This is a genomic window from Pedobacter sp. R-06, assembly GCF_049913135.1.
In the GTDB taxonomy this organism is placed as follows: domain Bacteria; phylum Bacteroidota; class Bacteroidia; order Sphingobacteriales; family Sphingobacteriaceae; genus Pedobacter.
Map to the genome: position 1 here is coordinate 2574661 of NZ_CP183977.1, position 26488 is coordinate 2601148.

The following is a 26488-nucleotide window of genomic DNA, read 5'->3' on the forward strand; positions in this document are numbered from 1 at the left end:
AATATTGAAATGACAGCAAAAGAGATTAGACAGGCATTCCTTAGTTTTTTTGAATCGAAACAACATCATGTTGTTCCTTCCGCACCGATTGTGGTTAAAAACGACCCCACTTTAATGTTTACCAATGCGGGTATGAACCAGTTTAAAGATCTGTTTTTAGGAGAGGCCGCCATAAAATATTCTCGTGTTGCTGATACACAACGTTGTTTACGCGTTTCGGGCAAACATAACGATCTGGAAGAAGTAGGTATTGATACTTACCACCACACCATGTTCGAAATGTTGGGCAATTGGAGTTTTGGCGATTATTTTAAAAAAGAAGCCATTGCCTGGAGTTGGGAATTATTGACCGAGATTTACAAAATCCCGAAAGAAAAATTATATGTCACCTACTTCGAAGGTGATGAAAAAGAAGGACTGGAAAAAGATCAGGAAGCTTACGATCTTTGGAAACAATATGTTGATGAAAGCCATATTTTACCTGGAAATAAAAAAGACAACTTCTGGGAAATGGGTGATACAGGGCCATGCGGACCATGTTCTGAAATCCATGTAGATTGCCGTACCGATGAAGAAAAAGCTTTAGTTGATGGTGCTACCCTGGTAAATGCCGATCATCCCCAGGTAATCGAGATCTGGAATAATGTATTTATGCAGTTTAACCGTTTAAAAAATGGTTCATTGCAGAGTTTACCAGCTAAACACGTTGATACCGGAATGGGCTTTGAGCGTTTGGTACGTGCTTTACAGGAAAAAACCTCTAACTACGATACCGATGTTTTCCAACCATTGATTCAGTTTATCGCAGAAAAATCTGGTATTGAATACGGTGCTGACGAGAAAACCGATATCGCCATGCGTGTTATGGCCGATCACATCCGTGCCATTTCCTTTGTTATTGCTGATGGTCAGTTACCTTCTAATAATAAAGCGGGTTATGTAATCCGTAGAATTTTACGCCGTGCCGTACGTTACGCCTACACTTTCTTAAACTTTAAAGAGCCATTTTTAAATCAATTGGTTCCTTTATTGGCTGAGCAATTTAAAGGTGTATTTGATGAACTGATTTCACAACAGGATTTTGTACAAAAAGTAGTGTTGGAAGAAGAGGTTTCTTTCTTGAGAACCTTAGGTAAGGGTATTTCAAAAGTCCTTGAATTTGAGCATGCTAAATATATTGATAAGGGATATGATATTAATGATCAAAGTTCTATTAGTACTAATCGCAAGAATACAATTGATAAGTTAGTTAACCCAATTATAATGGATGGACAATTTGCTTTTGAACTTTTTGATACCTATGGATTTCCTATCGATTTAACCCAATTAATAGCGAAAGAAAGAGGTTTTGATGTAGATATGGCGGGATTTAACAAGGCTCTTGAGGAACAGAAAAATCGTTCTCGTGCAGCAACAGCCATTGACACAAGCGATTGGATTGTGGTAAACACCGAAGAACAGAGCGAATTTGTTGGCTACGATGATTTAGAAATTGAAACGGAGATTTTAAAATACCGTAAAGTAAAAGCTAAAGGTAAAGAGCAATATCAAATTGTGCTTCGCCAAACACCTTTCTATGCCGAAAGTGGTGGTCAGGTAGGAGATACTGGCCGATTAGAAGACCATAGTCGCCAGTTTTGGGTAGATATCACCGATACTAAAAAAGAAAATGGCTTAACTGTTCATTTTACCGATATCCTGCCCGATAATTTAGAAGGTAAATTTTGGGCTGTTGTAGATGAAGATAAACGTGTTTTAACTGAAGATAACCACTCTGCCACGCACTTACTGCATGCGGCATTAAAACAGGTTTTAGGCAAACATGTCAACCAGAAAGGTTCGTTGGTAAATGCAGACTACTTACGCTTCGATTTTTCTCACTTTGCTAAAGTTACTGACGAGGAATTAGCGCAGATTGAGGTAATTGTGAATCAGAAAATACGCCAGAACATTAAATTAAAGGAACAACGCAACGTTCCTTATCAAGATGCCATTGAAAGCGGTGTAACGGCTTTATTTGGTGAAAAATACGGCGATTTTGTTCGTATGATTACTTTTGACGACCATTTCTCTAAAGAACTTTGCGGTGGTACACACGTAAAAGCTACAGGGCAGATCGGTTCATTCAAAATTGTTTCCGAAAGTGCTGTAGCCGCTGGGGTTCGCCGTATCGAAGCCATCACTGCTGATAAAGCTGAGCAATTCTTCTTAGATCAAAGAAAGGAACTTGGTCATTTAAAAGCATTACTAAACGGAAGTAAAGATCTATCGGCCTCTGTTCAGGCCTTGTTAGATGAAAATGCAAAACTGAAAAAGGAAATTGAAAAGTCGACAATAGAACGTGTAAATACCTTAAAACATGAAATCGTTCATCATGTAAGAGGAATTAATGGCATTAACCTGATTACTAAACACATTGATCTGCAAAGTGCTGATGCAGTTAAAAATCTGGCTTTCTCTTTGAAAGATATGGTTGATAACCTATTTCTGGTTTTCACTACAGAAATTGACGGCAAACCCGGAATAACCGTAATGCTTTCCGATCACCTGGTGAAAAAGGGGTTAAATGCTTCTAATATTGTTCGCGAGTTGGGCAAAGAGATCCAAGGCGGTGGTGGTGGACAACCGTTTTATGCTACGGCAGGTGGTAAAAACCCGTCAGGACTAAAAGCTGTGTTGGAAAAAGCAGAAAGTTTTATTCCTCATCATTAATATAAGTGAAATATTGCTGAACTAAATCCGATAGCTATCGGATCAGCATGACGAGATACCAATAAAAAAGAGGCCCTAGAGCCTCTTTTTTATTTTAATGTCTTCCGTGTTTTTCTCTATGTCCTCTAGAGAATAAACTTGAATTTACTCTTCTATCATGGTATCTGTTATCTACACGGTAAGATCTGTAATTATTTCTTGGCGAGCTATAACGTACCCGGTTTCCACCACCATAAGATGAGCGGTAATAATTATTATGGTGTGAATAACTTACTCTGTGGGTATTATAATTACGATATGGGCTATTTCCATAAACCACTACTTTTCTTCCGTGATGCAAATCGTAACCTCTGTATCTGGCTGGTAAATACCTCGACCTTGTCCACCTGTTTCCACTTAAATAAACAAACTGCCTTTGAGGGACATAATAATAAGATTGAACTTCTGGGAGATAGTAATAATTAACGTTTTCATAACCTGCAGGTACCCAAGCTGGCTGTGCACCTATATTTACATTAATACTTACCTGAGCGTTAGATTGATTAGATGTTAAAGCCACGATACCTAAAATCGCGGAGATGATAAATAACTTTTTCATAATAATCTATTTTATTTGTGTGTACTTCAATAATTCAAACGCTGTGCCAAAACTTCTATTGTAACAGATATATAAAAAAAGGAGTTTCTTTCGAAACTCCTTTAAATAACTGACAAAGTTATAGGTTAGTGTTTTCCTTTACCATTTCCATGGCCTTTTCCGTTATTTCCATTATTCTCTTTTCCATAGATCTTTTTAGCCTGTCCTGGAGGCATGCCATGAGGATGTCCTTTTACTACATAATATTTACGATCACGGCTATCTCTAATTACCAGCTGACCTTTATTGCCTTTATACTTGGCATATTTTACCTTATCGTTTTTGAAATTCAAATAAGGCTTAGGCGAATTAATGACTACTTTGTATCCATTATATAAATCGTAATTTCCGTATCTTGAAGGTAAAGAATTGGCAAAAACCCAATCATTTCCATTTAAGTACACAAACTGTTTCTGCGGAACATAATAATAACTTTCCACGTCAGGGAGATAGTAATAATCAACATGATCATAACCCGTTGGTCCCCAGAGCGGTTGAGAGCCGATATTAACATTTACGTTTAACTGTGCTTTCGCTGGGATGCTGAACAATGAAATCATCATAACTGCAGCCATTAAAAATAATCTTTTCATAATCAATTCATTTAGTGTTTATTACATATAGCCAAACCACGTGCCAGAAGTAAACAAATAACAAAGGAGCCCCCTTAGAGCTCCTTTAAACAACTAAATATTAATGACGTCCGTTACCGCGGCCCTGATTATTATTTCTTTCAGGACGGTTATCTCTACCATTATTATCCTGAGGACGACCATTATTTTGATCAGGTCTGGTAACATTTCTTTGTACCAAACGGGTAGGGCGGTTATTATTATTACGAACTACAGTTACATTTTTGGTCGGTCTTTGATTATATTTTGGATGACCTTTTACCACGTAGTATTTAGTCTCACGGCTATCTCTAATAATAGTTTGATGACCTCCATAGTTTTTATATTTACTATATCTGGTTACATAAATATTATTTCGCAGATATGGTTTTGGTTCATTGATGACCACTTTATAAGCCCGGTACGGATCAAAGTTTCTGTATTGAGCAGGCAAACTGTTTACCCAAACCCAACGTCCACCGTTTGAATAAATATATTGACCAGAGGGAACGTAATAATAAGCATCAATGTCAGGAAAATAATAATAATCTACATGATCATATCCTGTTGGTCCCCAAACCGGCTGAGAGCCAATATTGATATTTAAGCTAACCTGTGCTTTTGCATTGTTTATGCTGAATAATGAAACCATCAGAACTGCAGCAAATAAAACTAACTTTTTCATAATGTTTTTTAATTAAAGGTTTCTTGTGTGTGTTGCTGAGATAGACAATAGCTGTGCCCGGTAGTTTAATTAAAGCAATTTCATTTAACATTCTTTAACTATTGTATAGGCCATTGAGTAATTTTACTCAGGATATTGAGTAAATTGTAAAAACACATATAATCATCTTATTAACAGTTATTTACTTGCTAATTTTTAATATAGTAATTAATAAGTACTGCTATTTTTGTTATAATTATTTAACTAGAATTCTGTAATTATTTTGAATTACTAAAGGCTTTTAGTAATTTTACTCAACACATTGAGTAAATTGTTAAGAATGTTCCAAAGGTCTTATTTACAGAAACTTGTAAAGATTATGAATGAACCAAAAAGGTTTATTCAAGTGCTTGTGGGCCCTAGGCAAATAGGCAAAACAACAATGATCAGTCAATTGATCAAGGAAATTAGTGCGCCTTGTATATTCGAATCTGCAGATGCTGCTGCTGCTTCAGATAGAACTTGGATAGAGCTGATATGGTTTAATACAAGAGCGCTATTAAAAGAACCAGGGGTTGATGAATATATTCTTGTGATTGATGAAATTCAGAAAATTGATAACTGGAGTGAAATTGTGAAGCGCTTATGGGATGAAGACATGCGAAATGGGTTAAACTTAAAAGTAATTTTATTGGGATCTTCCAGACTGCTAATTCAACAGGGATTAACAGAATCATTGGCTGGTCGGTTCGAATTAACTTATTTAGGGCATTGGAGCTTTGCCGAAATGGAGAGTGCTTTTGGTTTTACTGCCGAACAATACGTTTGGTTTGGCGGCTACCCGGGCTCTTCAGGTCTAATCAATGACGAGGAGCGATGGAAAAATTATGTTTCAAATGCTTTGATAGAAACCAGTATTTCGAAAGATATTTTAATGTTAACCCGTGTTGATAAACCGGCTTTAATGAAACGTTTGTTTGAATTAGGTTGTGTATACTCAGGGCAGATCCTATCTTTCACTAAAATATTAGGCCAGCTTTCTGATGCAGGTAATACAACAACATTGTCTCATTACCTGGAATTATTGGATACAGCAGGTTTACTGGGAGGCATTGAGAAATTTGCAGCTGATGTGATTCGCAAGCGTTCATCGAGTCCAAAATTTCAGGTACACAATAATGCTTTGGTAAGTGCCCAAAGAAATGAATTCTTTGAAGAGATAAAAAAACAACCAGCAGAATGGGGGAGAATGGTAGAGTCATCAATAGGTGCGCATTTATTAAATTCTTCGTTTGTAGAAGGTTATAAAGTGTTTTATTGGCGACATAGAAACGACGAAGTAGATTTTATTTTAGAGAAACGAGGTAAAATAATTGGAGTAGAAGTTAAAAGTACAGGCCAGATTACGGGTACTTCCGGGATGAATGCTTTTAACAAAATGTATAAGCCTGATAAAATACTTTTAGTGGGAGCCGGCGGATTGCCCTGGCAAGAATTTCTAAAAATTTCTCCGTCAAGCCTTTTTTAACGAAAGACTAAATAATAACTATATTTGACACATTAATATTTAACCCCAGATTAAATCTGTAGTTAATAAAACTTATAACAACACGAAGCTTTAAATGCCTTTACAAGAAACAAGCCCCCAAACTGCTTTCGAACTCGTTTCAGGACTAGAAATCCACGTTCAGTTAAATACAAACACTAAAATATTTTCTGCTGACAGTGCATCTTTCGGGGCTTTACCCAATCAAAATATATCTACGGTTTCGCTGGCATTACCTGGAGCCTTACCGAAGTTAAACAAGGAAGTAGTAGCAAAAGCCATTCGTATTGGCCTGGCTTTAAACTGTACCATTAACCAGACCAACCATTTCGACCGGAAAAACTATTTTTACGCCGACTTGCCAAAAGGATACCAGATTACGCAGGATAACCAACCGATCTGTGTTAATGGTTTTTTGGAGCTTCAACTGGCTGATGGTTCTACGAAGAAAATCGGAATCAATCGCATTCACCTTGAAGAAGACGCCGGAAAAAGCATCCATGACCAGGATGATAACTATTCTCTGGTTGATTTGAACCGTGCGGGTGTACCTTTAATCGAGATCGTAACCGAACCCGATATCCGCAGTTCGGAAGAAGCATCTGTTTTATTAAGTGAAATCAGGAAACTGGTGAGGCATTTAAATGTAAGCGATGGCAATATGGAAGAAGGTAGTTTACGTTGCGATGCCAATATTTCTATACGCCCAAGGGGCACTACCGAATTTGGAACACGTTGTGAAGTAAAAAACCTAAACTCAATGCGTAACGTACGTAGAGCAATGGATTTCGAATTTGGCCGTCAGGTAGAAGTGATAAGTAATGGAGGAAGAATTATTCAGAGCACACTGAATTTTGATGCTGATAAAGGAACTACATCGCCGATGCGTACTAAAGAAGAAGCGAATGATTATCGTTATTTTTCAGATCCCGATCTGCAACCCATTTATATTTCTGATGATTGGTTAGCTGAGATTAAATCTTTAATGCCGGCTTTACCAAATGAAATTTCGCAGCAGATGGTTGCTGACTTTGGGATCAGTAAAGCTGATGCAGCACTTTTTGCGGAAGATTTAGACCTGTTAAACTACTTTAACCAGGCTCAATCAGCTGTTCACAACAAAAAAAGCTTAATTAATTGGTTAATTGGCCCAATTAGAGCGGTTTTAAACGAAAAAGGGATTATGATCTCTGATTTCAAAGTTAATCCGGCACAACTGGCAGAAGCAATTAACCTGGTTGACGATAAAAAAATCACTCAGCAAATTGCCATTCAACAATTATTACCTGCTGTTGAATTACAGGAAAATGCAAAAGTTACCGATCTGGCACAATCATTAAACTTATTGATCTCTGAAAACGGAGACGAATTAATTGGTTTTATTGATGAAGTGTTAAATAAATACCCACAGCAGGTAGAAGCATACAAGAAAGGCAAAAAGGGCGTTTTAGGTCTGTTTGTTGGCGATGTAATGAAACTAGCCAAAGGAAAAGCTGATGCTAAAAAATTGAATGAATTAATACTTGAAAAACTGAAATAATGAGACTAAAACAATTGAGCCTGATCATGCTGATCGCGATTGCCTTCACTGCATGTAAACCCAAAGATAGCTTTACCATTGACGGAACTTTCCAAAACCCGGGTACGGAGAAGAAAGTATTTTTATACGGGATGCAGAATAGCAATATGGTTGCGGTCGATTCGACCAATCTATCAGAAAAAGGTGAATTTAAATTCATCCGTAAAACCCCATCAGTTGATTTCTTTAGGGTATCGATAGGTAACCATGAGTTTATGTTAATTGCAAAAAATGGCGACGACATTAAATTAGAGGCTGATTTGGCCGACAAAACGATGGCTTATAAAATTTCAGGTGCTAATGAAGTGGATAAATTATCAGAACTGAATACCATTAGAAACAACTTTGCCAAACAGGTAGAAAAACTACAGGCCGATTTCGAGGCAAAAGTAGCAACGCAACCTCAAAACAGGGCAGCTGTGCTAGAATCAATGAAACCTCAGTACGAATCGTACATCAATCAATTGAATACTCAGATCATAAAATTTGCTAAAGACAATAAAGGTACGCTTGCCAGTTTCTATGCCATGAATACCTTAAGTCCACAGGAGTTTGAAGCCGAACTGGTACAATTTGCAGATGAAGTGAAAGAAGAAATTAAAGGCAATGCTACAGTTGATACTTTTGTAAAACAGATGGCACTTTTAAAAGCAGTTCAGGTGGGACAGGTTGCTCCGGCATTCACCATTAATACAGCAGATGACAAACCTGTAAATTTATCAGACTATAAAGGAAAATACGTACTGATCGATTTTTGGGCATCGTGGTGCCAGCCTTGCCGTCAGGAGAATCCGAACGTGGTTAAGGTGTACAATAAATATAAAAATAAGAACTTTGATATCATCGGTATTTCACTAGATACCGACAAGGCAGCATGGTTAGGTGCAGTGAAAGCAGACGGATTAACCTGGACACACGTTTCGGAATTAAAAGATTTTAACGGTGCAACGGTAAAAAAATACCAGGTACAGGCTATCCCAACTTCTTACTTAGTTGATCCATCTGGAAAAATAATCGCTAAAAACCTGCGTGGCGATCAATTAGAGACGTTTTTAGCCAAAACGTTACTTTAAAACAAATTCCATGTTAAACTAATTTAAGTAATTAACAATTTCTTAACTTAGGCTTAACTAAATATTGCATCATAGACACTACTTTCGTAACAAATATTTAACTATGAACAACGCAGGTCAGAAAATATTAATTGTTGATGATGAACCAGATATTCTGGAGCTTATTGAATATAACCTAAAAAAAGAGGGTTATCAGGTTTTCACAGCTACCAATGGCCAAGAAGGAATTACTGTTGCGAAAAAGGTACATCCAGATTTGATTATCCTGGACATTATGATGCCTAAAATGGATGGAATTGAGGCTTGCCGTTTAATGCGTGCAATACCTGAATTCAAAAATACATTTATGGTTTTCTTAACTGCCAGAAGTGAAGAGTATTCTGAAATTGCAGGTTTTAATGTAGGTGCTGATGATTATATCGCAAAACCAATTAAACCACGTGCTTTAGTTAGTCGCATTAATGCAATTTTAAGACGAAATACAGGAACAGAAGAAGTATCTGAAAACAAATTGGAAATTGGCGATTTAGTAATCGACCGTGAAGCTTATTTGGTTTTTCAAGGCGGTAACAAAGTGGTATTGGCAAAAAAAGAATTTGAGCTTTTATACTTACTGGCATCAAAACCGGGAAAAGTTTATACCCGCGAATCGATCCTTAAAAATATCTGGGAAGATTCAGTAGTGGTAACCAATAGAACTATTGATGTACACATCCGGAAACTAAGAGAAAAATTGGGCGAAACTTATGTATCAACCGTAAAAGGGGTAGGTTATAAGTTTGAGCTTTCTTAAGTAATAATTATAAAAGCTAAAGTTATTAAGCCGCTCTGATCAACATCGGAGCGGCTTTTTTGGACTTAAAATTTTCAATTAGATCGTGAAACAAGTTCAGGAGGACGATACGCGTAAAGAATTCGTCATGCTGAATTCATTTCAGCATCTTTCCAGAATGTGGTCCTGAAATAAATTCAGGGTGACGCCCGCCTTAAAAAAATAAAATCGTATTTTTGCGGTTCATTAATTGAAGCACAGTTTGAAGTTTCCAAATTTTAAAGACCTTATTCTTTTCGAAGACAACGATTTTATTGTTATCAATAAACCTCCATTTTTAGCCTCGCTCGATGAACGCGGCGGATCTGGAGAAACCAATGTATTACGCCTGGCCAAACAGTATAGCGATGATGCACAGGTTTGTCACCGTTTGGATAAAGAAACTTCCGGTGCTTTAATTATCGCAAAAAATCCTGAAGGTTACCGCCATGCTTCTATGCAGTTCGAAAGAAGGAAAGTAAGTAAAACCTATCATGCCGTAGTGGATGGACACGTCATTTTTGATCAGTTAACAGTTGATCTTCCAATCTTGAACGATGGCAATAAAAACGTAACCATTGATAGGGCAGAAGGCAAAAGAGCTGAAACTATTTTCGATTCATTAAAATACTACAAACATTATACACTGGTTGAATGCAAGCCAATAACAGGTAGAATGCACCAGATCCGTATCCACTTAGCAACACAAAGGGCTGCCATTGTTGGTGATGATATGTACAAAGGGAAACCTGTTTTTCTTTCGTCAATAAAGAGAGGTTATAAATTAGCCAAAGGCGAAGAAGAGCAGCCCATTATGAAACGTTTCGCATTACATGCCAGACATTTGGTTTTTAAAGGATTGGATGACAAAGATATTGTGATTGATGCACCATATCCAAAAGATTTTGCAACTTTAATTAAGTTATTGGATAAATTTGATGCATAAAACAGCCCTTTATATTGGCTCGTTTCGTTGTTTTTGTTACTTTTGGTATTAGCCCTCTATTAAAAAACAATAGAATGTACATCAGATTTGTAAATTACCTTGATAAGATTAACCAGTACCGAAAATCTAAAATATCAAACCGTAATTTCTTAATTATCCTTGCTGTAATTGTCGGGATTTTAGCAGGACTCGCAGCTGCCGTTTTAAAAAGTTTAACTCACCATATTGAAGAATTTCTTCAATCAGACTGGCACTGGAAATATAAATACTACCTGTACTTTATATTTCCGATGATCGGTATTTTCTTAACGGTTTTGTATATCAAATACTTTATCCGTAAAACAAAATTCGAAACGGGCTTAACCCCTTTACTTTATGCCATTTCGAAAAAATCGAGCAAGGTAGAAGCGCACAATATTTATTCGCAGATTATTACCGCAGCCGTTACGGTAGGTTTTGGTGGTTCAACAGGTTTGGAAGCACCAATTGTTACCAGTGGATCGGCAATAGGCTCAAACCTTGGCCGTTTACTCGGTTTATCTTATCGCGAAATTACTATGCTGGTGGCCTGTGGTGCGGCTGCAGGTATTGCAGGAGCATTTAATAGTCCTGTAGCTGGGATTGTTTTCGCTATCGAAATTTTATTGCCTGAGTTTACCATTCCTGCATTTATCCCACTTTTATTGTCGGCCGCAACAGCCGCTGTAGTAGCTAGATTATTCTACACACAACAGCTTTTCTTTCTGGTTACAGAAGGATGGAAGGTAAACGCATTGTTTTATTATGTGATACTGGCTTGTTTCATTGGCTTATTCTCCATTTACTTTACAAAAGCCAATTATGCCGTAAAAGGATTATTCTATAAAATAAAACATCCTTATACCAAAGTGATTGTGGGTGGTTTAATGTTAGGTGTTTTGGTTTTTCTATTTCCAACCCTTTACGGCGAAGGTTACATCACAATAAAAGGCTTACTAAAAGGCGATTACCAAGCGGTTATTAATAATAGTATTTTTGCTGATTACAATGCTATTCCGGCTTTAGTAGTACTGTTTACAGTGGTAACCATTTTCATGAAGTCGATAGCGACTTTGGTTACCTTGGGCGCTGGTGGTAATGGTGGAACGTTTGCACCCAGTTTAATTATGGGCGGACTAATCGGGTTTATCTTTGCCTATGTGGTAAATCTATCTGGTTTGGCGCAATTAAACGTTTCAAACTTTATTGTTGCAGGTATGGCCGCTGCTTTAGGCTCGATTATGCACGCTCCCTTAACGGGTATTTTCCTGATTGCCGAAATTACCGGTGGATATATCTTAATGGTACCGCTAATGATTACCACTGCCATTTCTTATGCCATTAACCGCAGTTCTCAAAAACATTCCATCTACACCAAAGCACTGGCCGATAAAGGCGAACTATTATCGCACGATGATAAAGATACGACTGTCTTAAACCAGATGAAACTAAAGTATTTAATCGAGAAAACTTATCCTCAATTACATATGAACGATCTGATTTCGGTTAAGATGCCTGAGATTATGCAATCGCATAAAAACATTTGTGCTGTAACAGACGAACTGGGCGATTTCAAAGGTGTCATTTACATAGAAGAACTATTTAATGAGATGATCAATCACCCTGATAAGGAAAATTTGCAGGCTTCTTATTTGGTACAATCTGCACCGAACGCCATTACAGAAAATGATGATCTGAAAATGGTATTGGAGAAAATGGAGCAAGATAATGTATGGATTTTACCTGTATTAACCGCTCAGAACCAATATTTGGGTTTCGTTTCTAAAACAGCAATTTTTAACAAATACCGGGCATTACTGATGAGACAGAATGATTACATGGGCTAACCCCTAAATCCCCATGAGGGAACTTCAAATTCCTCATCCGTACATCATTTGCTTTAACATAATTCTCTTTAATAAAAAAAGTTGAAATGATTAGATAATCTGTTCATTTCAACTTTAAATTATAAAAAAAAGTATAGTCGATCTCCCCTTTAGGGGCTGGGGGTTACTCAGCTCTCTTTAAACCAAACTTCTCGATTTTGCTGTATAAATGACTTCTTTGGATATCAATTTCATCAGCTGTTTTTGATACGTTCCAATTGTTTTTCTCCAGCTTGAATTTAATAAATTCGCGCTCTGCATGGTCTTTATAATCCTGAAAATTATTGAACGAGTCGAAAGAGGAAGCTAAGGCTGATCCTCCTGCACCTGCAATCTGTGCACTAGTTGCAGCACCAATGTTTGTACCGCCGCCTGGATTAGCAAATGCACGTACATCATTTTCGGTAATTACCTTATCGCTCAAAATAATCAAACGCTCAATCATATTATGTAGCTCACGCACGTTACCTGTCCAAGGCAAAGCTTGTAAAGCAGCCATACCGCCATCATTTATTTTTTTAACCGGCATTCCATAATCACTGCAAATACTTTCTAAAAAGTTCTGCGCAATAACAGGAATATCATCGGTACGTTCCGTTAAATGCGGAACATGGATATTGATTACATTTAACCGGTGGTACAAATCCATACGGAAGTTACCATCTTCGATTTCTTTCAATAAGTCTTTATTGGTTGCCGCTAAAACACGAACATTTACTTCAATTTCCTTCTCACCACCTACACGCGAAATTTTATGCTCTTGCAAGGCACGTAAAACTTTTGCCTGGGCAGAGAGGCTCATATCGCCAATCTCATCTAAAAATAAAGTACCACCGTTAGCCAGTTCAAATTTACCGATGCGTTGTTTAACTGCAGAGGTAAATGAACCTTTTTCATGGCCGAACAACTCACTTTCAATCAGTTCTGATGGAATAGCTGCACAGTTCACCTCAATTAAAGGACTATCGGCACGGTTCGATTTTTCATGTAACCAACGGGCTACCAATTCTTTACCGCTACCATTTGCACCAGTAATTAACACACGGGCTTCGGTAGGAGCTACACGCTCTATGGTTTCTTTAATTTTAGAAATGCTTTCCGATTCGCCTAAAATCTCACGGGTTTTACTTGCTTTACGTTTTAAAACCTTAGTTTCGGTAACTAAATTTCCACGGTCTAAACCATTACGGACCGTAATTAATAACCGGTTTAAATCAGGTGGTTTCGAAATAAAATCGAAAGCTCCTTTCTTACTGGCTTCAATGGCAGTTTCAACTGTTCCATGACCAGATATCATAATGAATGGCAAATCGGGTTTAATGATCTGTGCCTGCTCGAGCACTTCCATACCATCCATCTTATTCATCTTGATATCGCAAAGTACCAGATCGAAATTTCCTTTTTTGATCATTTCGAGGCCATCAATACCGTTATCGACATCTTCAACATCGTAATTTTCGTACTCCAGAATTTCGCGTAAGGTACTCCTTATCGCACGCTCATCGTCAATTATTAATAATTTAGCCATTAGAGATGTATTCTTTAATTTTGAAATGCGAATATATTATTTTTTAATTAATGTATAGTTTTTTATACAATTAATACGCAATAAACCTTAAAAGACAGGAAAGGTTTTAATAAGTATAATCCATTTTAAACTTACTTAAATCGGGTTTCTGTTTTTTAGCTCTTTTTAGTTCCAATTCGTAAATGGTTCTTCCCAGATTTTTCATAAAAGGGAAACAAACCGTTTCGTACTCGTATTTATTGTCGTTGAAGATGCCATCCTCATTGCTCTGCACAACCGCGGTTAAAAAATATTCAATTCCGTTTTTAAAATCAACAAAATAGGAGTTATCGATAATGTAGCCGTAACTATCACCATATTTATTGAAAATGCGGATATTGGGATCTGGCGTTACGTGTTCTCTACCATAATACAACATCTTGGCATAGGTTGGCCAAAACGCTTTCGGATCGTATTTAGGGAAATCACTTTCCGTTGGATACTTGCTCATGTAAGTATAAATGAGTTTATAATCCTCTTTGGTAAGGTTAAACCTTTCTTTAACCGGGAAAGCCTCAGGAAAAATCAATTTCTGCATGAGTTTCTGTTGATCGTGAATGGCGAAGGCATTTTTCCCCGCTAAACTAAAAGGTTTGTTTACCAGCTTGTCAGTGCTGTCCATGTATCCAGTACCCATTACCAGGTTGCTTAATTTCAATTCATAATCTTTTGGATCATATTGGGCAGCTTGATCATACACCAAATGATCTCCGTTGTAAAATTTGATGGGATTGGTATGTTTGGCCGATTCTCCTGCATCGCCAATGGCCAGACGGTTTAAAATGCGGCTATCATTTAATCCATTTGCCCTTAGTTTTTCGTTAATTTCTGCCCGGCCGATAAATTCAAATAAACGGTTAAAAGCATCATTATCACTGGTAAGCAAAATCTTTTTAACGTAGTGTTCTATTGATGGAAGTCCATTTTTGGCACTTGTATCCGTTAAAACCCTCGTTTGTCCTTTATAGGCACTATCGGTAATCATAGCACTTTTAATTGTTAAGCCTGTACTTTTTAACCGGTTTACTTTCTCTAAAGCAAAAATTACGGCAGCAAGTTTAACCGTACTCGCAGGATAAAAATAATGATGCGGATCCAGATTGTAGCTAAAGGTTTTAAACGTGGGTTTATTCTTCGCATCTCGGTTAACCTGCGTATAAAGAATCTGGATCTGGTTTTGATCAGGATGATTGAGTACGGCAGAAAAAAGTTCTGGCCTGGTTTCCATTAGTTTCTTCAGAAAAACAGTATCGGTTTTTTGCGCCATAACAGATAGGCTTATAAATGAAAATGCAACAATTAATATTCTTTTCATAGTGGAAATTTTGATTCCTAATTTAGCTTTTTCTATTAAAATCGCCATTTTCCATCATGCATTTTACATGTTGTTTAATTTTGCTACTTTTGCAGCGCTTTTGGTTTCCGGCTTTACACCCGGAATTAAAAGGGAATACAGTGTAAATCTGTAACTGTCCCGCAGCTGTAATCTCCTTAACGGATTTCCAATCAATCTGCCACTGTTCCGACTTGTCGGGATGGGAAGGCCGGAAACCCGGGAGTAAGTCAGAAGACCTGCCTTAGCGTTATATTTCATAGCTTTCGGGGATTGAAGCTAAGGGGTGATGTACTTACGTATTCGTATTTCATTTCTTTTCCATCTGTTGGCTGTGGGTTAAACTCACAATCAAAATGACAAGTAAACATTCTGCCTATGCGGGCACAATGCAGTTTTTTCTATATTCTTCCATTTTATGGACAGGATTTCTATGGCCTTTAAATACCAGGGCACAAACTGACAGCACCAAAAAAGCAACGCAACTGAAAGAAGTTCAGGTTATAGAATACCGCTTAACGGAGCAAAGCAAATCGCCTACACCTGTACAGATTTTATCTGCTGAAGACCTTAAAAGAATCAACAGCTTATCTGTTGCCGATGCTGTCCGCTACCTTTCAGGTGTGCAGTTGAAAGATTACGGCGGAATAGGTGGGATGAAAACGGTGAATGTACGCAGTTTAGGTACCAATCACACAGCAGTTTTTCTGGATGGAATACAGATTGGTAATGCACAGAACGGGCAGGTAGATTTAGGTAAATTCTCGCTGAACAATCTCGAAGAAATTTCTTTGTATAATGGCCAAAAGCCCGAATTATTGATTCCGGCGAGAGGTTATTCGGCTGCAAGCGGTATTTATCTCAAAACCAAAGATCCCGATTTCGAAAAAAAACAAAATCAAAAAATAGAACTGGGTTTAAAAAGCGGATCGTTCGGTCTGATCAATCCTTCTCTCGTTTATCAATATAAGATTAACGAAAAGCTAAAGGCGAGTATCAATACCGAATATATACATGCCGATGGTAGATATAAATTCAGGTACACCAATGGTGTTTTCGATACCACTGCAATAAGAAATAATGGTGATGTGGGGCGTTTCCGTTTGCAAACCGCATTGTTTGGTAAGTTTAGAAATGGGAAATGGCACGCGCAGGCCTATTCATTTTTATCAGATAGGGGATTGCCAGGTGCAATTGTAGCCAACAGGTTCGATTTTATGCAAAGAATATGGGATCGCGATTTTTTCGTTCAGGGAAGCGCGGAGAAAAGCTTTTCCAAAAAATTCACCTTTATGGTAAACGCTAAATATGCTTATATATATCAACGTTACCTCGATCCCGATTATGTAACCACCACAGGTTTTTTAGATAACCGGTTTAAAGAGCAGGAGGCTTACCTGTCGATTGCTGCCAAATACAAAATCAATTCGGTTTGGGAGGCTGCTTATGCAGCTGATTATACTTTCCAGACTTTGGATGCCAATATTTACAGGTTTCCTTATCCCAATAGAAATACCTTTTTAAATGTTTTGAGCTCATCCTTAACCTTCGAGCAGCTTAATATCCAGGCAAATCTACTCAGCACAACCGTAGTCGATCGGGTAAAACTTTATTCTTCATCGGGTAATAAGCAGGTTTTTAGTCCAACCGTTATGCTCTCCTGGAAACTATTAAAGGATCGGGATGTCAGGATACGGGCATTTTATAAGGACATATTCAGGATGCCCACCTTTAACGATCTATACTATACTTTCATCGGCAATACCCTGTTAAATCCCGAATACACTAAACAGTATGATGTTGGTGTAACCTATTTCAAAAACTTTAAAAACCAGAAGATAAAATTTATCGATATCCAATCGGATGTTTATTACAACCGGGTAAAAGATAAAATTGTAGCACAACCTGGTGCCAACCTGTACCGTTGGATGATGTACAACATTGGTCTGGTTGATATACGTGGTTTAGAACTTAACGTAAAAACAGCATTCGAACCACTTAATGATTTCATGCTCAACATAGGCATCAACTATACTTACCAGAAGGCTGTAGATGTGACTTCAAAGTTCGAAGAAACTTATAAAGATCAGATTCCTTACATTCCTGAAAACAGCGGTTCTTTTTTAACCCGCTTAGATTATCATAATTGGCATGCCAACTATGGTTTTATTTACACCGGATTCCGTTACAACCAAAAAGCAAACAACATTTACAATTACATGGAGCCATGGTACACCCACGACGCAGCAATTGGTTATGAGTTTAAATTAAAAAAAGGAAGTATAAACATCAATGGCGAAGTAAATAACCTGCTTAACCAATACTATGATATTATTCCAAACTTCCCAATGCCGGGTAGAAACTACAGATTAACGCTAAGCTATAAATTATGAGGCATTTAAAGTTTCCGATATATATATTGGCTTTTCTTATGGTGATTATCAGCGCCTGCAGAAAAGATCCGCAGCCTTTACCCTCCGAAATTACGAAGGTAGAACCAGAGCCAACATCAAGCATTAAAGGTTTCTACCTGGTAAATGAGGGCAACATGAATATGAATAAGGCGTCGTTAGATTATATGGATCTGGTAAACGGCATTTACACCCGTAACCTATACAATCAGGTTAATCCCGACGTAACAAAAGGTTTGGGCGATGTGGGGAATGACATTGGCAGATACGGCAGCAAGCTTTACGTAGTGGTTAACATATCGAACAAAGTTGAGGTACTGAACATTAAAACCGGTAAAAAAATCGGCCAGATTAACATCACCAATTGCCGATACATTACATTCAGTAATGGAAAAGCCTATGTAAGCGCTTATCTGGGCAAAGTTGGCGATCCGAAAGCACCTAATGGGATTGTAGCTGAAATTGATACCACAGCTTTAAGGGTAAATCGTACTATTGAAGTAGGCAGACAACCAGAAGAAATGGCCATTATTGGCACCAAACTTTATGTAGCCAACTCTGGAGGATACAGTCCGCCAGATTACGAACACACCCTTTCCGTAATCGATCTTTCCAGTTTTACTGAAATTAAAAGAATCGAAGTTGCCATTAATCTCAGCCGTGTAAAGGCCGACCGTTATGGCGATCTGTATGTGACCTCTCGGGGCGATTATTATACGATTCCCGCTAAGCTTTTTGTAATCGATACCCAAACCGATCAGATTAAAAAAGTATTCAATATTGCTGCCAGTAACCTGGTTATAGATGATGATTATGCCTACATCTACAGCACCGAATGGAACTATATCGAAGGCAAAAACAAGATTACGTACAACATGATCAATACGAAAGATGAAACCGTGATGGATCGTAAATTCATCAGTGATGGCACTGAAAAAGACATTAAAATCCCTTACGGAATCGCCGTTAACCCAGCTAGCAAAGATGTTTACGTAACCGATGCCAAAGATTACGTTAGCCCCGGCAAATTACATTGTTATAGTCCCGAAGGGCGATTAAAATGGTCGGTTACTACAGGCGATATTCCAGCACACATAACATTCACAAATTAAATATATACCATGAGCAAACTTTACAAAAAACACATTTTAATTATCCTGGCCATAACAGTTGTATCCATTTCTGCCTGTAAAAAAGATAGAACTGAAATAGTGGAGAAAAAACAGATCATTACAGATACCAAAGGCATTTATATGCTCTGCGAAGGGTTAATGGGTAACGGCAACAGTGCCATTTCTTACTATGATATTGCGACAAAAGCAACAGTAGCCGATTATTACAAACAGGTAAATGGCACATCGCTCGGCGAAACCGCAAACGATTTAGAGCAATATGGCAGTAAGATGTACTGTGTTGTAGCAGGCATACAAGGTACCAAACAATCTTTTCTGGATATTATCGATGTCAAAACCTGCAAATCGCTAAAAAGGATTTCATTCAATTCAGCAACTGATGGTTATATACCAAGGTTTGTTGCCTTTTATAAAAACAAAGCTTATGTATCGCGTTATGATGGTAAAGTGAGCCGTATCGATACCGCAGCAATGGCAATTGATGGTGAAATAATGCTTTCAGAGGGACTTGAACAATTGGCAATAGCTAATGGAAAGCTATATGTGTGCAATTCATCACACCCTTTTTATCAAAATGGAGCTAAAAATAAGGTTTCAGTAATTGATCTTGTAACCTTTACCAAAACAAAAGATATTACCGTAAACAATAATCCGGTAAGAATACAAACTGCAGATAACGGTGATTTATTCGTGGTATGCTGGAACGACTATATCATCAACAACGCCCCATCCCTCGATCGAATCAGTAGTGCCAGCGATACCAAAACAGGTTCCTATAGTTACGATCTCGGTGCCATTGCCATTAACGGATCAACAGCTTATGTAGCCAAAGATATTTACACGAACCCTGAAATTAAATCGTTTAATACCGTAACTGGTGCCATTGGTGCAAGTTTAATAACAAGCGGACAGGCCATAAATATAATTTATGGATTAACAATCAATCCATTCAATAAAGAAGTGATCGTTGCAGATGCTAACAGTTATGGCAGCACCACAGGATCAGCATACTGTGTTGGAACAGATGGAAAGGTAAAATTCAGTTTTAAAACTGGTGCACTGCCTCAGCATGCTGTATTCAACTACAGTTACAAATATGAATAGAAATCATCATTCCTATCAAACTACACACTGAATAAATAATTTAATAAAACACATACATGAAAAAAAGTTACCTCATATTAATGCTTGGTGTTTCTACACTGGTATACAGTTGCAAAAAAGATAATGAAGCCATTCCTGATGTTAACCTCTTCATTAAAGGAGAAACAATGACCGGGAAAGTGAATACCAAAACTGCCTTTGCAGCTGGAACAAACAATGGAAAAGGCTTTACTCACCAATGGAAACTTGATGGCACAGTAGTAAGCAGTGCCTATAACTACGAGTTTACTCCATTAAAAGCCGGCACTTATATAATTGAATATACCGCAAGCAACAACGCCGGGTCTTTTTCGCACAAATATACGGTAACGGTGCCAATTCCAGTAGTGGAGATTACCGCAAACAGCACCAAATTTATCACTACCGTTTTTGAATATTTACCTGCTCCAGGCCAGTTTATCAACGAAGGGTTGGGAAGCCTTGCAGGTGCTCAGAAAATTATCGGCGATGTAAGTAAAACTAGCATGGTTACTTTAGGCGGTTTCGGAGGTTATATCATTTTCGGTTTCGACCACTCGGTAGTAAACAATACAGGTGCCGACCTCGCCATTTATGGTAATCCGATTGGTGGCACAACTCCTTTTGCTGAGCCAGGGATCGTAATGGTGAGTCAGGATATAAACGGAAACGGCAAACCTGATGATGAATGGTATGAACTCGCCGGCAGCGAATACAACAACCCGCTGACTATTAAAAACTACGAAATCACCTACACCAATCCGAAAGGTTTTGCCAATGTAAGCTGGACCGACAATCAAGGTAGCAGCGGAACCTACGATGTAAACAATTTTCACAAACACAATTTCTATCCTGAATTTGCCCCTAACCAGGAAAAATTAACCTTAAAAGGCACCTTACTTCCTTCAACATGGGGTAAAAATGGCAGTATTTTCATTAACAGTGCATTTCCATGGGGTTATACCGATAGTTGGTCTATAGAGGATGATTATGCCACTAAAAGATACAACAGTTTTGATCTTGATTGGGCAGTTGATCAAACCGGAAAGAAAATCGTATTGCAAACCATCGATTTCGTAAAAGTTTATACCGGGCAAAGAGAAAAAGGGAATACACTCCTTGGAGAAGTTTCAACCGAAGTTAAAGGCGCAGTAGATCTGGGAATTAAATAAACATGCTGATGAAAATAAAATCAATAATAAGCTTAGCACTTTTATCTGCTGTACTTCTTTCCTGCAAGAAGGAAAATGCGGCAGAAAAAGAGGGGGAAGGAGATAAACCAACAACGAACCAATCGCCGTACCTCAATAAAATATATGATTTTAAGCAAGCTCCCGGACAGTTTACCAACGACCTTGTAAAGACCGATATCCTGATCGGCAGTGCAGGTAATGGCCTGGTTTCACTTGGAGGCTTTGGGGGCTACATTGTATTCGGCTTCGATCATAGCGTAACCAATACTACAGGAGCAGACCTTGGCATTTATGGCAATCCGCTTATTGGTATAGGCATGGAATTCTCTGAGCCTGGTATTGTATGTGTAATGCAAGACCAGAATAAAAACGGTTTGCCTGATGATGCTTGGTACGAACTAGCCGGAAGTGAATATAACGACCAGGCGACCATCAAGAATTACAAAATCACCTATTACAAACCCACGAAATTAACTGATGATATCCGCTGGAAGGATAACCAGGGCAAAGAGGGGCTGGTATTGAGGAATCAATTTCACACACAGGATTATTTTCCTTCGTGGGCCACTGCTAGCGAAATTTCCTTCACCGGAACCTTGATTAAAAATACACTCACCCCAGGAGAAATCATTACCAATAAACCATTGAGTTTTGGTTACGCCGATAATGGATCGAGCGAGTATGTAAGCTTACAGGAACAGTTGTACAGGGGATACAATACTTTCGATATCGATTGGGCTGTTGATGCTACAGGTAAAAAAGTAATTCTTGCCACTATAGACTTTGTAAAGGTTTATACCGGGCAAAACAGCAACGGAAATCCTTTTAATCCAGATAATGATAACGACCATTCCCGCTACATCGGTGAAATTTCGACAGAATTTGGCGGAGCGGTTGATCTTAAACTTTTAAAAAATAAATAACACCATATATTAGAATGAAACAATTCAACTTTAAACAAATATTTGTAGCAGCAGCACTCTTAACAACGGGACTTTACGCTTGTAAAAAAGACAGTGTAAATGATATACAGATTGATCCGGTAGCAGGGAAATATGATAACGGGTTCTTTGTAATCGGCGAGGGATCTTACGGACAGAGTGCAGGTGCAGTAAGCTTTTACCGTTATGGCGATGATACCCTTTCCATCAGAGCATATGAGAAGGAAAACGCAGGAAAAATCTTATCAAATGCAGCTAAAACAAGTACTTTGCAGTTTGCTTCGATAATTAATGGCAGTATTTACCTCATGAGCAAAATAAATGGTCCAATTGTTAAAATAAATGAACAAACTTTAAAAGAAGAAGCCAGATACATACAGGAAGCCAGCAACTGGAGAAGTATTATACAAGTTGATGGGAGCAGAGGTCTGGTAAGTGCAAATGATGGTGTATATCAGATCGACCTGAATACGCTTACTGTTCAAAATAAACTAACAACCGTAGGGGCTGTAAATACAGGCGATATGTGGAAGAAAGGTGATTACGTTTACTTGCTACAAACTAATGGTGCAAAGATTGTATCTGCAAGTAACTATTCGTTGGTAAAAAGTTTCTCGAACATTAACCGTGGATTCGCACAAACACCAAATGGAAAAATTTGGGCTTCAACAGGTAGCCGTTTAATTGCAATCGACAATAATTTAGACACTGCAGGTATTGCCTTAACAGTAGCTTTAGGATCTTTCGGTCTTGATGCACCAACGCGTATTACCGCGTCAACCAAAGAAAATGCAGTTTTTTATCACGCTGGAAAATCAATTTATAAATACGTTGATGGTGATAAAACATCGTTATCGCAACCGTTTATCAATATTACCGAAGATCCTTTTATGGTGTACGGTGCTATCCGTTACGATCGGAATAAAGATTATATCGTAGTTAACGGAATCCAGGGCTATGGCGCAGCTTCTACTGTAAATTATCTACTCATCTATAATGCATCAACTGGTGCTTTGGTTAAAAAAATCAAATACGGTGGTGATGGGGTAACAACTGATTTTAGTAAAATCTATTTCCCTGATTTAGCCATATTTCATTAAAATATCATTCAATAATTACCTCTCGAAGTTAAAGGTCTGCCAGTGGTGCAGGCCTTTTTTTATGGTTTCGCTAGTCCTAAAGCTAAACCTGTTATACAATTGATTAGGTATCAGGAAGTAATAGCTTCACATTTACCTCGCATTTTGTTCGGGTACTATTGTCACAACCCTGTCTTAAGTCCGAACCAACCCCGAACCAACTCCGTTTTAACCATATGCCATTCAGACGCTAAACTGTTTCCTAATCGTTCTCCTTTCTCTCCGCTCTTTTTACTACATTTGCGCTGCTTTTGGTTCCTGATGTAAAATCGGGATTAAAAGGGAATACAGTGTAAATCTGTAACTGTCCCGCAGCTGTAAGCTCTATAACGTTTTTCAATCCATAAGTCACTGTTCCGCTTATCCGGTACGGGAAGACAGAAAAACGGGAGTAAGTCAGAAGACCTGCCTTTAGCATTTAATTTCATAGCTTTCGGGGATTGAAGCTAGGATTGAGATACTTAACGTTTTTCGTATTTTCATTTCCTTTTCTATCTGTTGGCTGTGGGCAAAACCACAATCAAATGAACAAAAAAAGAATGCTAACTGTAGCCGGTCTAGGGCTAGCGCAGTTAATGGTTAGCCAGGTGGCTAATGCTCAGACACAAGACAGTCTGCAGCTTAAAGATGTTGTAATTTCTGCAACTAAAAACGATCAAAAACAATCACAAACAGGTAAAGTGGTAACCATTATCAGCCGCGAAGTATTAGAACGCAGCAACGGCAAGTCATTACCTGATTTATTAAGCGAGCAAGCTGGTATCGTTATCAGTGGGGGAAATAGTAACCAGGGCAAGGACAAAAGTATATTTACAAGGGGCGCACTTGGTGGCTACACCCTGGTGCTTATTGATGGTATCGTGCAGAATGATCCTGCAAGCATTAGCGGAACGTTCGATTTACGTCTGTTTTCTATCGATCAGATTGATCATATCGAAATCCTTAAAGGTGGCCAGTCTACCATTTACGGATCTGATGCCGTTGCAGGAGTAATCAATATCATCACTAAAAAGGGTGGACCTAAAGGAAATACCATTTACGGTGTAGCCAGTGCCGGAAGCTTCGAAACTTACAAAGGAACGATCGGCTTAAATGGTGGCGTAGAAGGTTTTTCATACAATATCAATTATACCCATTTGAAAACCGACGGAATTTCTGAAGCCGCTTTACCACAAGGAAGTGCAGCTATATTTGATAAAGATGGTTTTAAAACTGATGGTTTAAACGCAAATTTCGGGATCAAACTCGACAAAAATTTCTCAGTTAATCCGTTTTTACGTTATTTCTATGGCGATTATAAAATAGATCAGGATGGATTTACCGATGGTTTACCTGACAACAATTCTATTTTAAAACAGTTTAGTGCTGGTTTTAATGCCGAGTATAAATTAAACACAGGAAAAATAACTTTAAATTATAGTCACCAGAGTAACTCTAACAATGTAAAGTCTAGTTATGCAGGTTTTCCAAGTAATTTTTTAAACTTCGGTAAACTTAATGTGGTTGATTTATTCTACAACCAGAAATTAGGTAATAAATTAGATTTATTGGTAGGTATCGACGATAGAAAAATGAAGTTGATTACCGATACCAAAAACCCAACAACCAATATCTTCGCCGCTTACGGATCATTGTTTTTACATGATTTAAGCATTTTTAACCTCGAAGTAGGTGGACGTTACAACAAACATGATCAATATGGCGAAAACTATACTTATTCGATTACCCCAAGCATTAACATCATTAAAGAAATAAAATTATTTGGGACAGTATCTACTGCATTCAAAATCCCTACGCTGAATATGTTGTTCGGTCAGTATGGCGCCAATCTGGATCTGAAACCTGAAAAATCTCAAAATTATGAAGCTGGCGTAAACCTAAATATCGCTGAAGAGGCCTTTACTTTACGTATTACCGGTTTCAAACGCGATTTAACTGACGCCATTGTTTATACCACAGGTTATTTTAATCAAGGCGACCAGAAATATAAGGGTTTTGAAGTAGAGCCTGCAACCAAATTTAGTGTATTTAATGTTAACGGTTACTATGCTTTCGTAGAAGGGAATACGGGAATAACCAATTATTTAATCCGCAGGCCAAAACACACTTTTGGCATTAATGCAGGTGCACAGGCAACTAGCCATTTATATGCAAGTGTCAACTTCCGTTATTTTGGGAAACGTTTCGATACCAATTTTATATCTTATTTAAATGAAGAGATGCCATCATACAACCTGTTAAATGCATACGTAGAATATGCTTTGGCTAAAAAACGTGTGAAATTATTTTTTGATGCCAAAAATATCCTGAACAAAAAATACACTGAAATTATTGGCTACAATACACCTGGCTTCAACTTTAATACAGGCGTAAGTTTTAATATCCGCTAATAAAAATTTAACTTTGCCTAAATATTAACCAAAAATAGCATGTCTCATTTAAAATTTAATCCACGCACTTTAATTTTGTTGTTAATAATATTGGCAATAACGGCTTTCCGTTTGCTGGTAACATTTAACTCAGATGAATTAAAGTTTGCCAATTTCTCATCAATAGGAGCGGTAGCTTTATTTGGAGGAGCATATTTTAAAGATCATCTTAAAGCATTTGCTTTTCCGCTATTGAGTTTGTTTTTAAGCGATTTAGTACTTTATACAACCATTTATAGAAAGTATGTAGACATACTTTTAGTTCAGGAACTGTGGACATACCTTGCAATTGCATTAATGGTTTTAGCCGGCCGTTTCTTATTAAAGAAGGTAAATATCGCCAGTTTATTCCTATCTACAATTGTAATTGTATTCATCCATTGGATTGTAAGTGATATCGGCTCATGGTATAAGAACCCATTGTATACACAAAACTTAAATGGTTTTATAGATTGTTTAGTTAAAGCCATTCCATTCGAGATCAGATTCTTGGAAGGAACAATGATTTATGGTGCTTTGCTTTTTGGAGCTTTCGAAATTTTAAAAGCAAAATATCCGGTATTAAAACTGCAAACACAAGAGTTGTAGAAATATCCATTGTTTGGCATAGCATAGAAATCCTCTTTTGATTTGATTCAAAAGAGGATTTTTTTTTAACTTAGGGCTTACGTCATGCTGTCCCGAATGTTCGGGATCAGCATCTACTAAGATGATATGACTTTAAGGATATCTGACGT

Annotated in this window: 20 protein-coding genes and 2 riboswitches; of the genes, 15 read left to right on the forward strand and 5 right to left on the reverse strand. The window is 37.8% G+C overall.

Annotation, left to right across the window (positions count from 1 at the left end):
• The first annotated feature begins 9 nt into the window (after positions 1 to 9).
• Positions 10 to 2712 carry an alanine--tRNA ligase gene (gene alaS, locus ACN9MR_RS10505; protein ID WP_426329643.1) on the forward strand — a complete coding sequence of 901 codons (2703 nt, stop codon included), beginning with the start codon at positions 10 to 12 and terminating at the stop codon, positions 2710 to 2712.
• Positions 2713 to 2806: 94 nt separating this feature from the next.
• Here the strand turns inward: alaS and ACN9MR_RS10510 are convergent, their stop codons facing one another.
• The 3 genes from ACN9MR_RS10510 to ACN9MR_RS10520 form a co-directional block, all read right to left on the reverse strand.
• Entirely contained in the window at positions 2807 to 3310 is a 504-nt protein-coding gene (locus tag ACN9MR_RS10510; RefSeq protein ID WP_426329644.1) for a hypothetical protein, read from the reverse strand.
• Positions 3311 to 3435: 125 nt separating this feature from the next.
• Positions 3436 to 3942, reverse strand: a complete 507-nt coding sequence (locus tag ACN9MR_RS10515; protein WP_426329645.1) for a hypothetical protein — start codon at positions 3940 to 3942, stop codon at positions 3436 to 3438.
• Between the two features lie 100 nt (positions 3943 to 4042).
• The gene (locus ACN9MR_RS10520; protein WP_426329646.1) at positions 4043 to 4645 is read right to left on the reverse strand and encodes a hypothetical protein; all 603 of its coding nucleotides are present in this window, start codon (positions 4643 to 4645) and stop codon (positions 4043 to 4045) included.
• Positions 4646 to 5003: 358 nt separating this feature from the next.
• Between ACN9MR_RS10520 and ACN9MR_RS10525 the strand changes: the two genes are divergently transcribed.
• From ACN9MR_RS10525 to ACN9MR_RS10550, 6 genes are all read left to right on the forward strand, one after another.
• A complete protein-coding gene (locus ACN9MR_RS10525; protein WP_426329647.1) occupies positions 5004 to 6152 on the forward strand; it encodes an ATP-binding protein in 1149 nt (382 codons plus the stop codon).
• Positions 6153 to 6246: 94 nt separating this feature from the next.
• Positions 6247 to 7710 carry an Asp-tRNA(Asn)/Glu-tRNA(Gln) amidotransferase subunit GatB gene (gatB, locus tag ACN9MR_RS10530; RefSeq protein WP_426329648.1) on the forward strand — a complete coding sequence of 488 codons (1464 nt, stop codon included), beginning with the start codon at positions 6247 to 6249 and terminating at the stop codon, positions 7708 to 7710.
• On the forward strand, positions 7710 to 8822 hold the full coding sequence (locus tag ACN9MR_RS10535; protein WP_426329649.1) for a redoxin domain-containing protein: 1113 nt from the start codon (positions 7710 to 7712) through the stop codon (positions 8820 to 8822). The genes gatB and ACN9MR_RS10535 overlap by 1 nt, the downstream gene beginning before the upstream one ends.
• A 103-nt stretch (positions 8823 to 8925) precedes the next feature.
• Positions 8926 to 9615: a response regulator transcription factor gene (locus ACN9MR_RS10540; RefSeq protein WP_029274338.1), complete on the forward strand. Its 690-nt coding sequence runs from the start codon at positions 8926 to 8928 to the stop codon at positions 9613 to 9615.
• 241 nt (positions 9616 to 9856) lie between these two features.
• Complete coding sequence (locus ACN9MR_RS10545) at positions 9857 to 10579, forward strand: RluA family pseudouridine synthase (protein ID WP_426329650.1); 723 nt, start codon at positions 9857 to 9859, stop codon at positions 10577 to 10579.
• A gap of 74 nt (positions 10580 to 10653) precedes the next feature.
• Positions 10654 to 12444, forward strand: coding sequence for a chloride channel protein (locus ACN9MR_RS10550; RefSeq protein ID WP_426329651.1), 1791 nt, complete (start codon positions 10654 to 10656; stop codon positions 12442 to 12444).
• A gap of 163 nt (positions 12445 to 12607) precedes the next feature.
• Here the strand turns inward: ACN9MR_RS10550 and ACN9MR_RS10555 are convergent, their stop codons facing one another.
• Positions 12608 to 14011 (reverse strand): sigma-54-dependent transcriptional regulator, encoded by a 1404-nt coding sequence (locus ACN9MR_RS10555; protein ID WP_426329652.1) that lies wholly within the window; start codon positions 14009 to 14011, stop codon positions 12608 to 12610.
• Positions 14012 to 14117: 106 nt separating this feature from the next.
• The gene (locus ACN9MR_RS10560; RefSeq protein WP_426329653.1) at positions 14118 to 15365 is read right to left on the reverse strand and encodes a serine hydrolase; all 1248 of its coding nucleotides are present in this window, start codon (positions 15363 to 15365) and stop codon (positions 14118 to 14120) included.
• A gap of 83 nt (positions 15366 to 15448) precedes the next feature.
• A riboswitch (cobalamin riboswitch) is annotated at positions 15449 to 15644 on the forward strand.
• A gap of 95 nt (positions 15645 to 15739) precedes the next feature.
• Here ACN9MR_RS10560 and ACN9MR_RS10565 point away from each other — a divergent pair.
• The 8 genes from ACN9MR_RS10565 to ACN9MR_RS10600 all read left to right on the forward strand — a co-directional run bounded on the left by ACN9MR_RS10565 (position 15740) and on the right by ACN9MR_RS10600 (position 26339).
• Positions 15740 to 17776 (forward strand): TonB-dependent receptor plug domain-containing protein, encoded by a 2037-nt coding sequence (locus tag ACN9MR_RS10565; RefSeq protein ID WP_426329654.1) that lies wholly within the window; start codon positions 15740 to 15742, stop codon positions 17774 to 17776.
• Complete coding sequence (locus ACN9MR_RS10570) at positions 17773 to 18906, forward strand: YncE family protein (protein WP_426329655.1); 1134 nt, start codon at positions 17773 to 17775, stop codon at positions 18904 to 18906. The genes ACN9MR_RS10565 and ACN9MR_RS10570 overlap by 4 nt, the downstream gene beginning before the upstream one ends.
• Before the next feature lie 9 nt (positions 18907 to 18915).
• Positions 18916 to 20031, forward strand: coding sequence for a YncE family protein (locus ACN9MR_RS10575; RefSeq protein ID WP_426329656.1), 1116 nt, complete (start codon positions 18916 to 18918; stop codon positions 20029 to 20031).
• Positions 20032 to 20087: 56 nt separating this feature from the next.
• Entirely contained in the window at positions 20088 to 21221 is a 1134-nt protein-coding gene (locus ACN9MR_RS10580; RefSeq protein WP_426329657.1) for a PKD domain-containing protein, read from the forward strand.
• Between the two features lie 8 nt (positions 21222 to 21229).
• Complete coding sequence (locus ACN9MR_RS10585; RefSeq protein ID WP_426329658.1) at positions 21230 to 22165, forward strand: PKD domain-containing protein; 936 nt, start codon at positions 21230 to 21232, stop codon at positions 22163 to 22165.
• A gap of 14 nt (positions 22166 to 22179) precedes the next feature.
• The gene (locus ACN9MR_RS10590) at positions 22180 to 23283 is read left to right on the forward strand and encodes a DUF5074 domain-containing protein (protein ID WP_426329659.1); all 1104 of its coding nucleotides are present in this window, start codon (positions 22180 to 22182) and stop codon (positions 23281 to 23283) included.
• Between the two features lie 274 nt (positions 23284 to 23557).
• Positions 23558 to 23749: riboswitch (cobalamin riboswitch) on the forward strand.
• 97 nt (positions 23750 to 23846) lie between these two features.
• Complete coding sequence (locus tag ACN9MR_RS10595) at positions 23847 to 25712, forward strand: TonB-dependent receptor plug domain-containing protein (RefSeq protein WP_426329660.1); 1866 nt, start codon at positions 23847 to 23849, stop codon at positions 25710 to 25712.
• Positions 25713 to 25751: 39 nt separating this feature from the next.
• Positions 25752 to 26339: a DUF6580 family putative transport protein gene (locus tag ACN9MR_RS10600; protein ID WP_426329661.1), complete on the forward strand. Its 588-nt coding sequence runs from the start codon at positions 25752 to 25754 to the stop codon at positions 26337 to 26339.
• Positions 26340 to 26488: the final 149 nt, after the last annotated feature.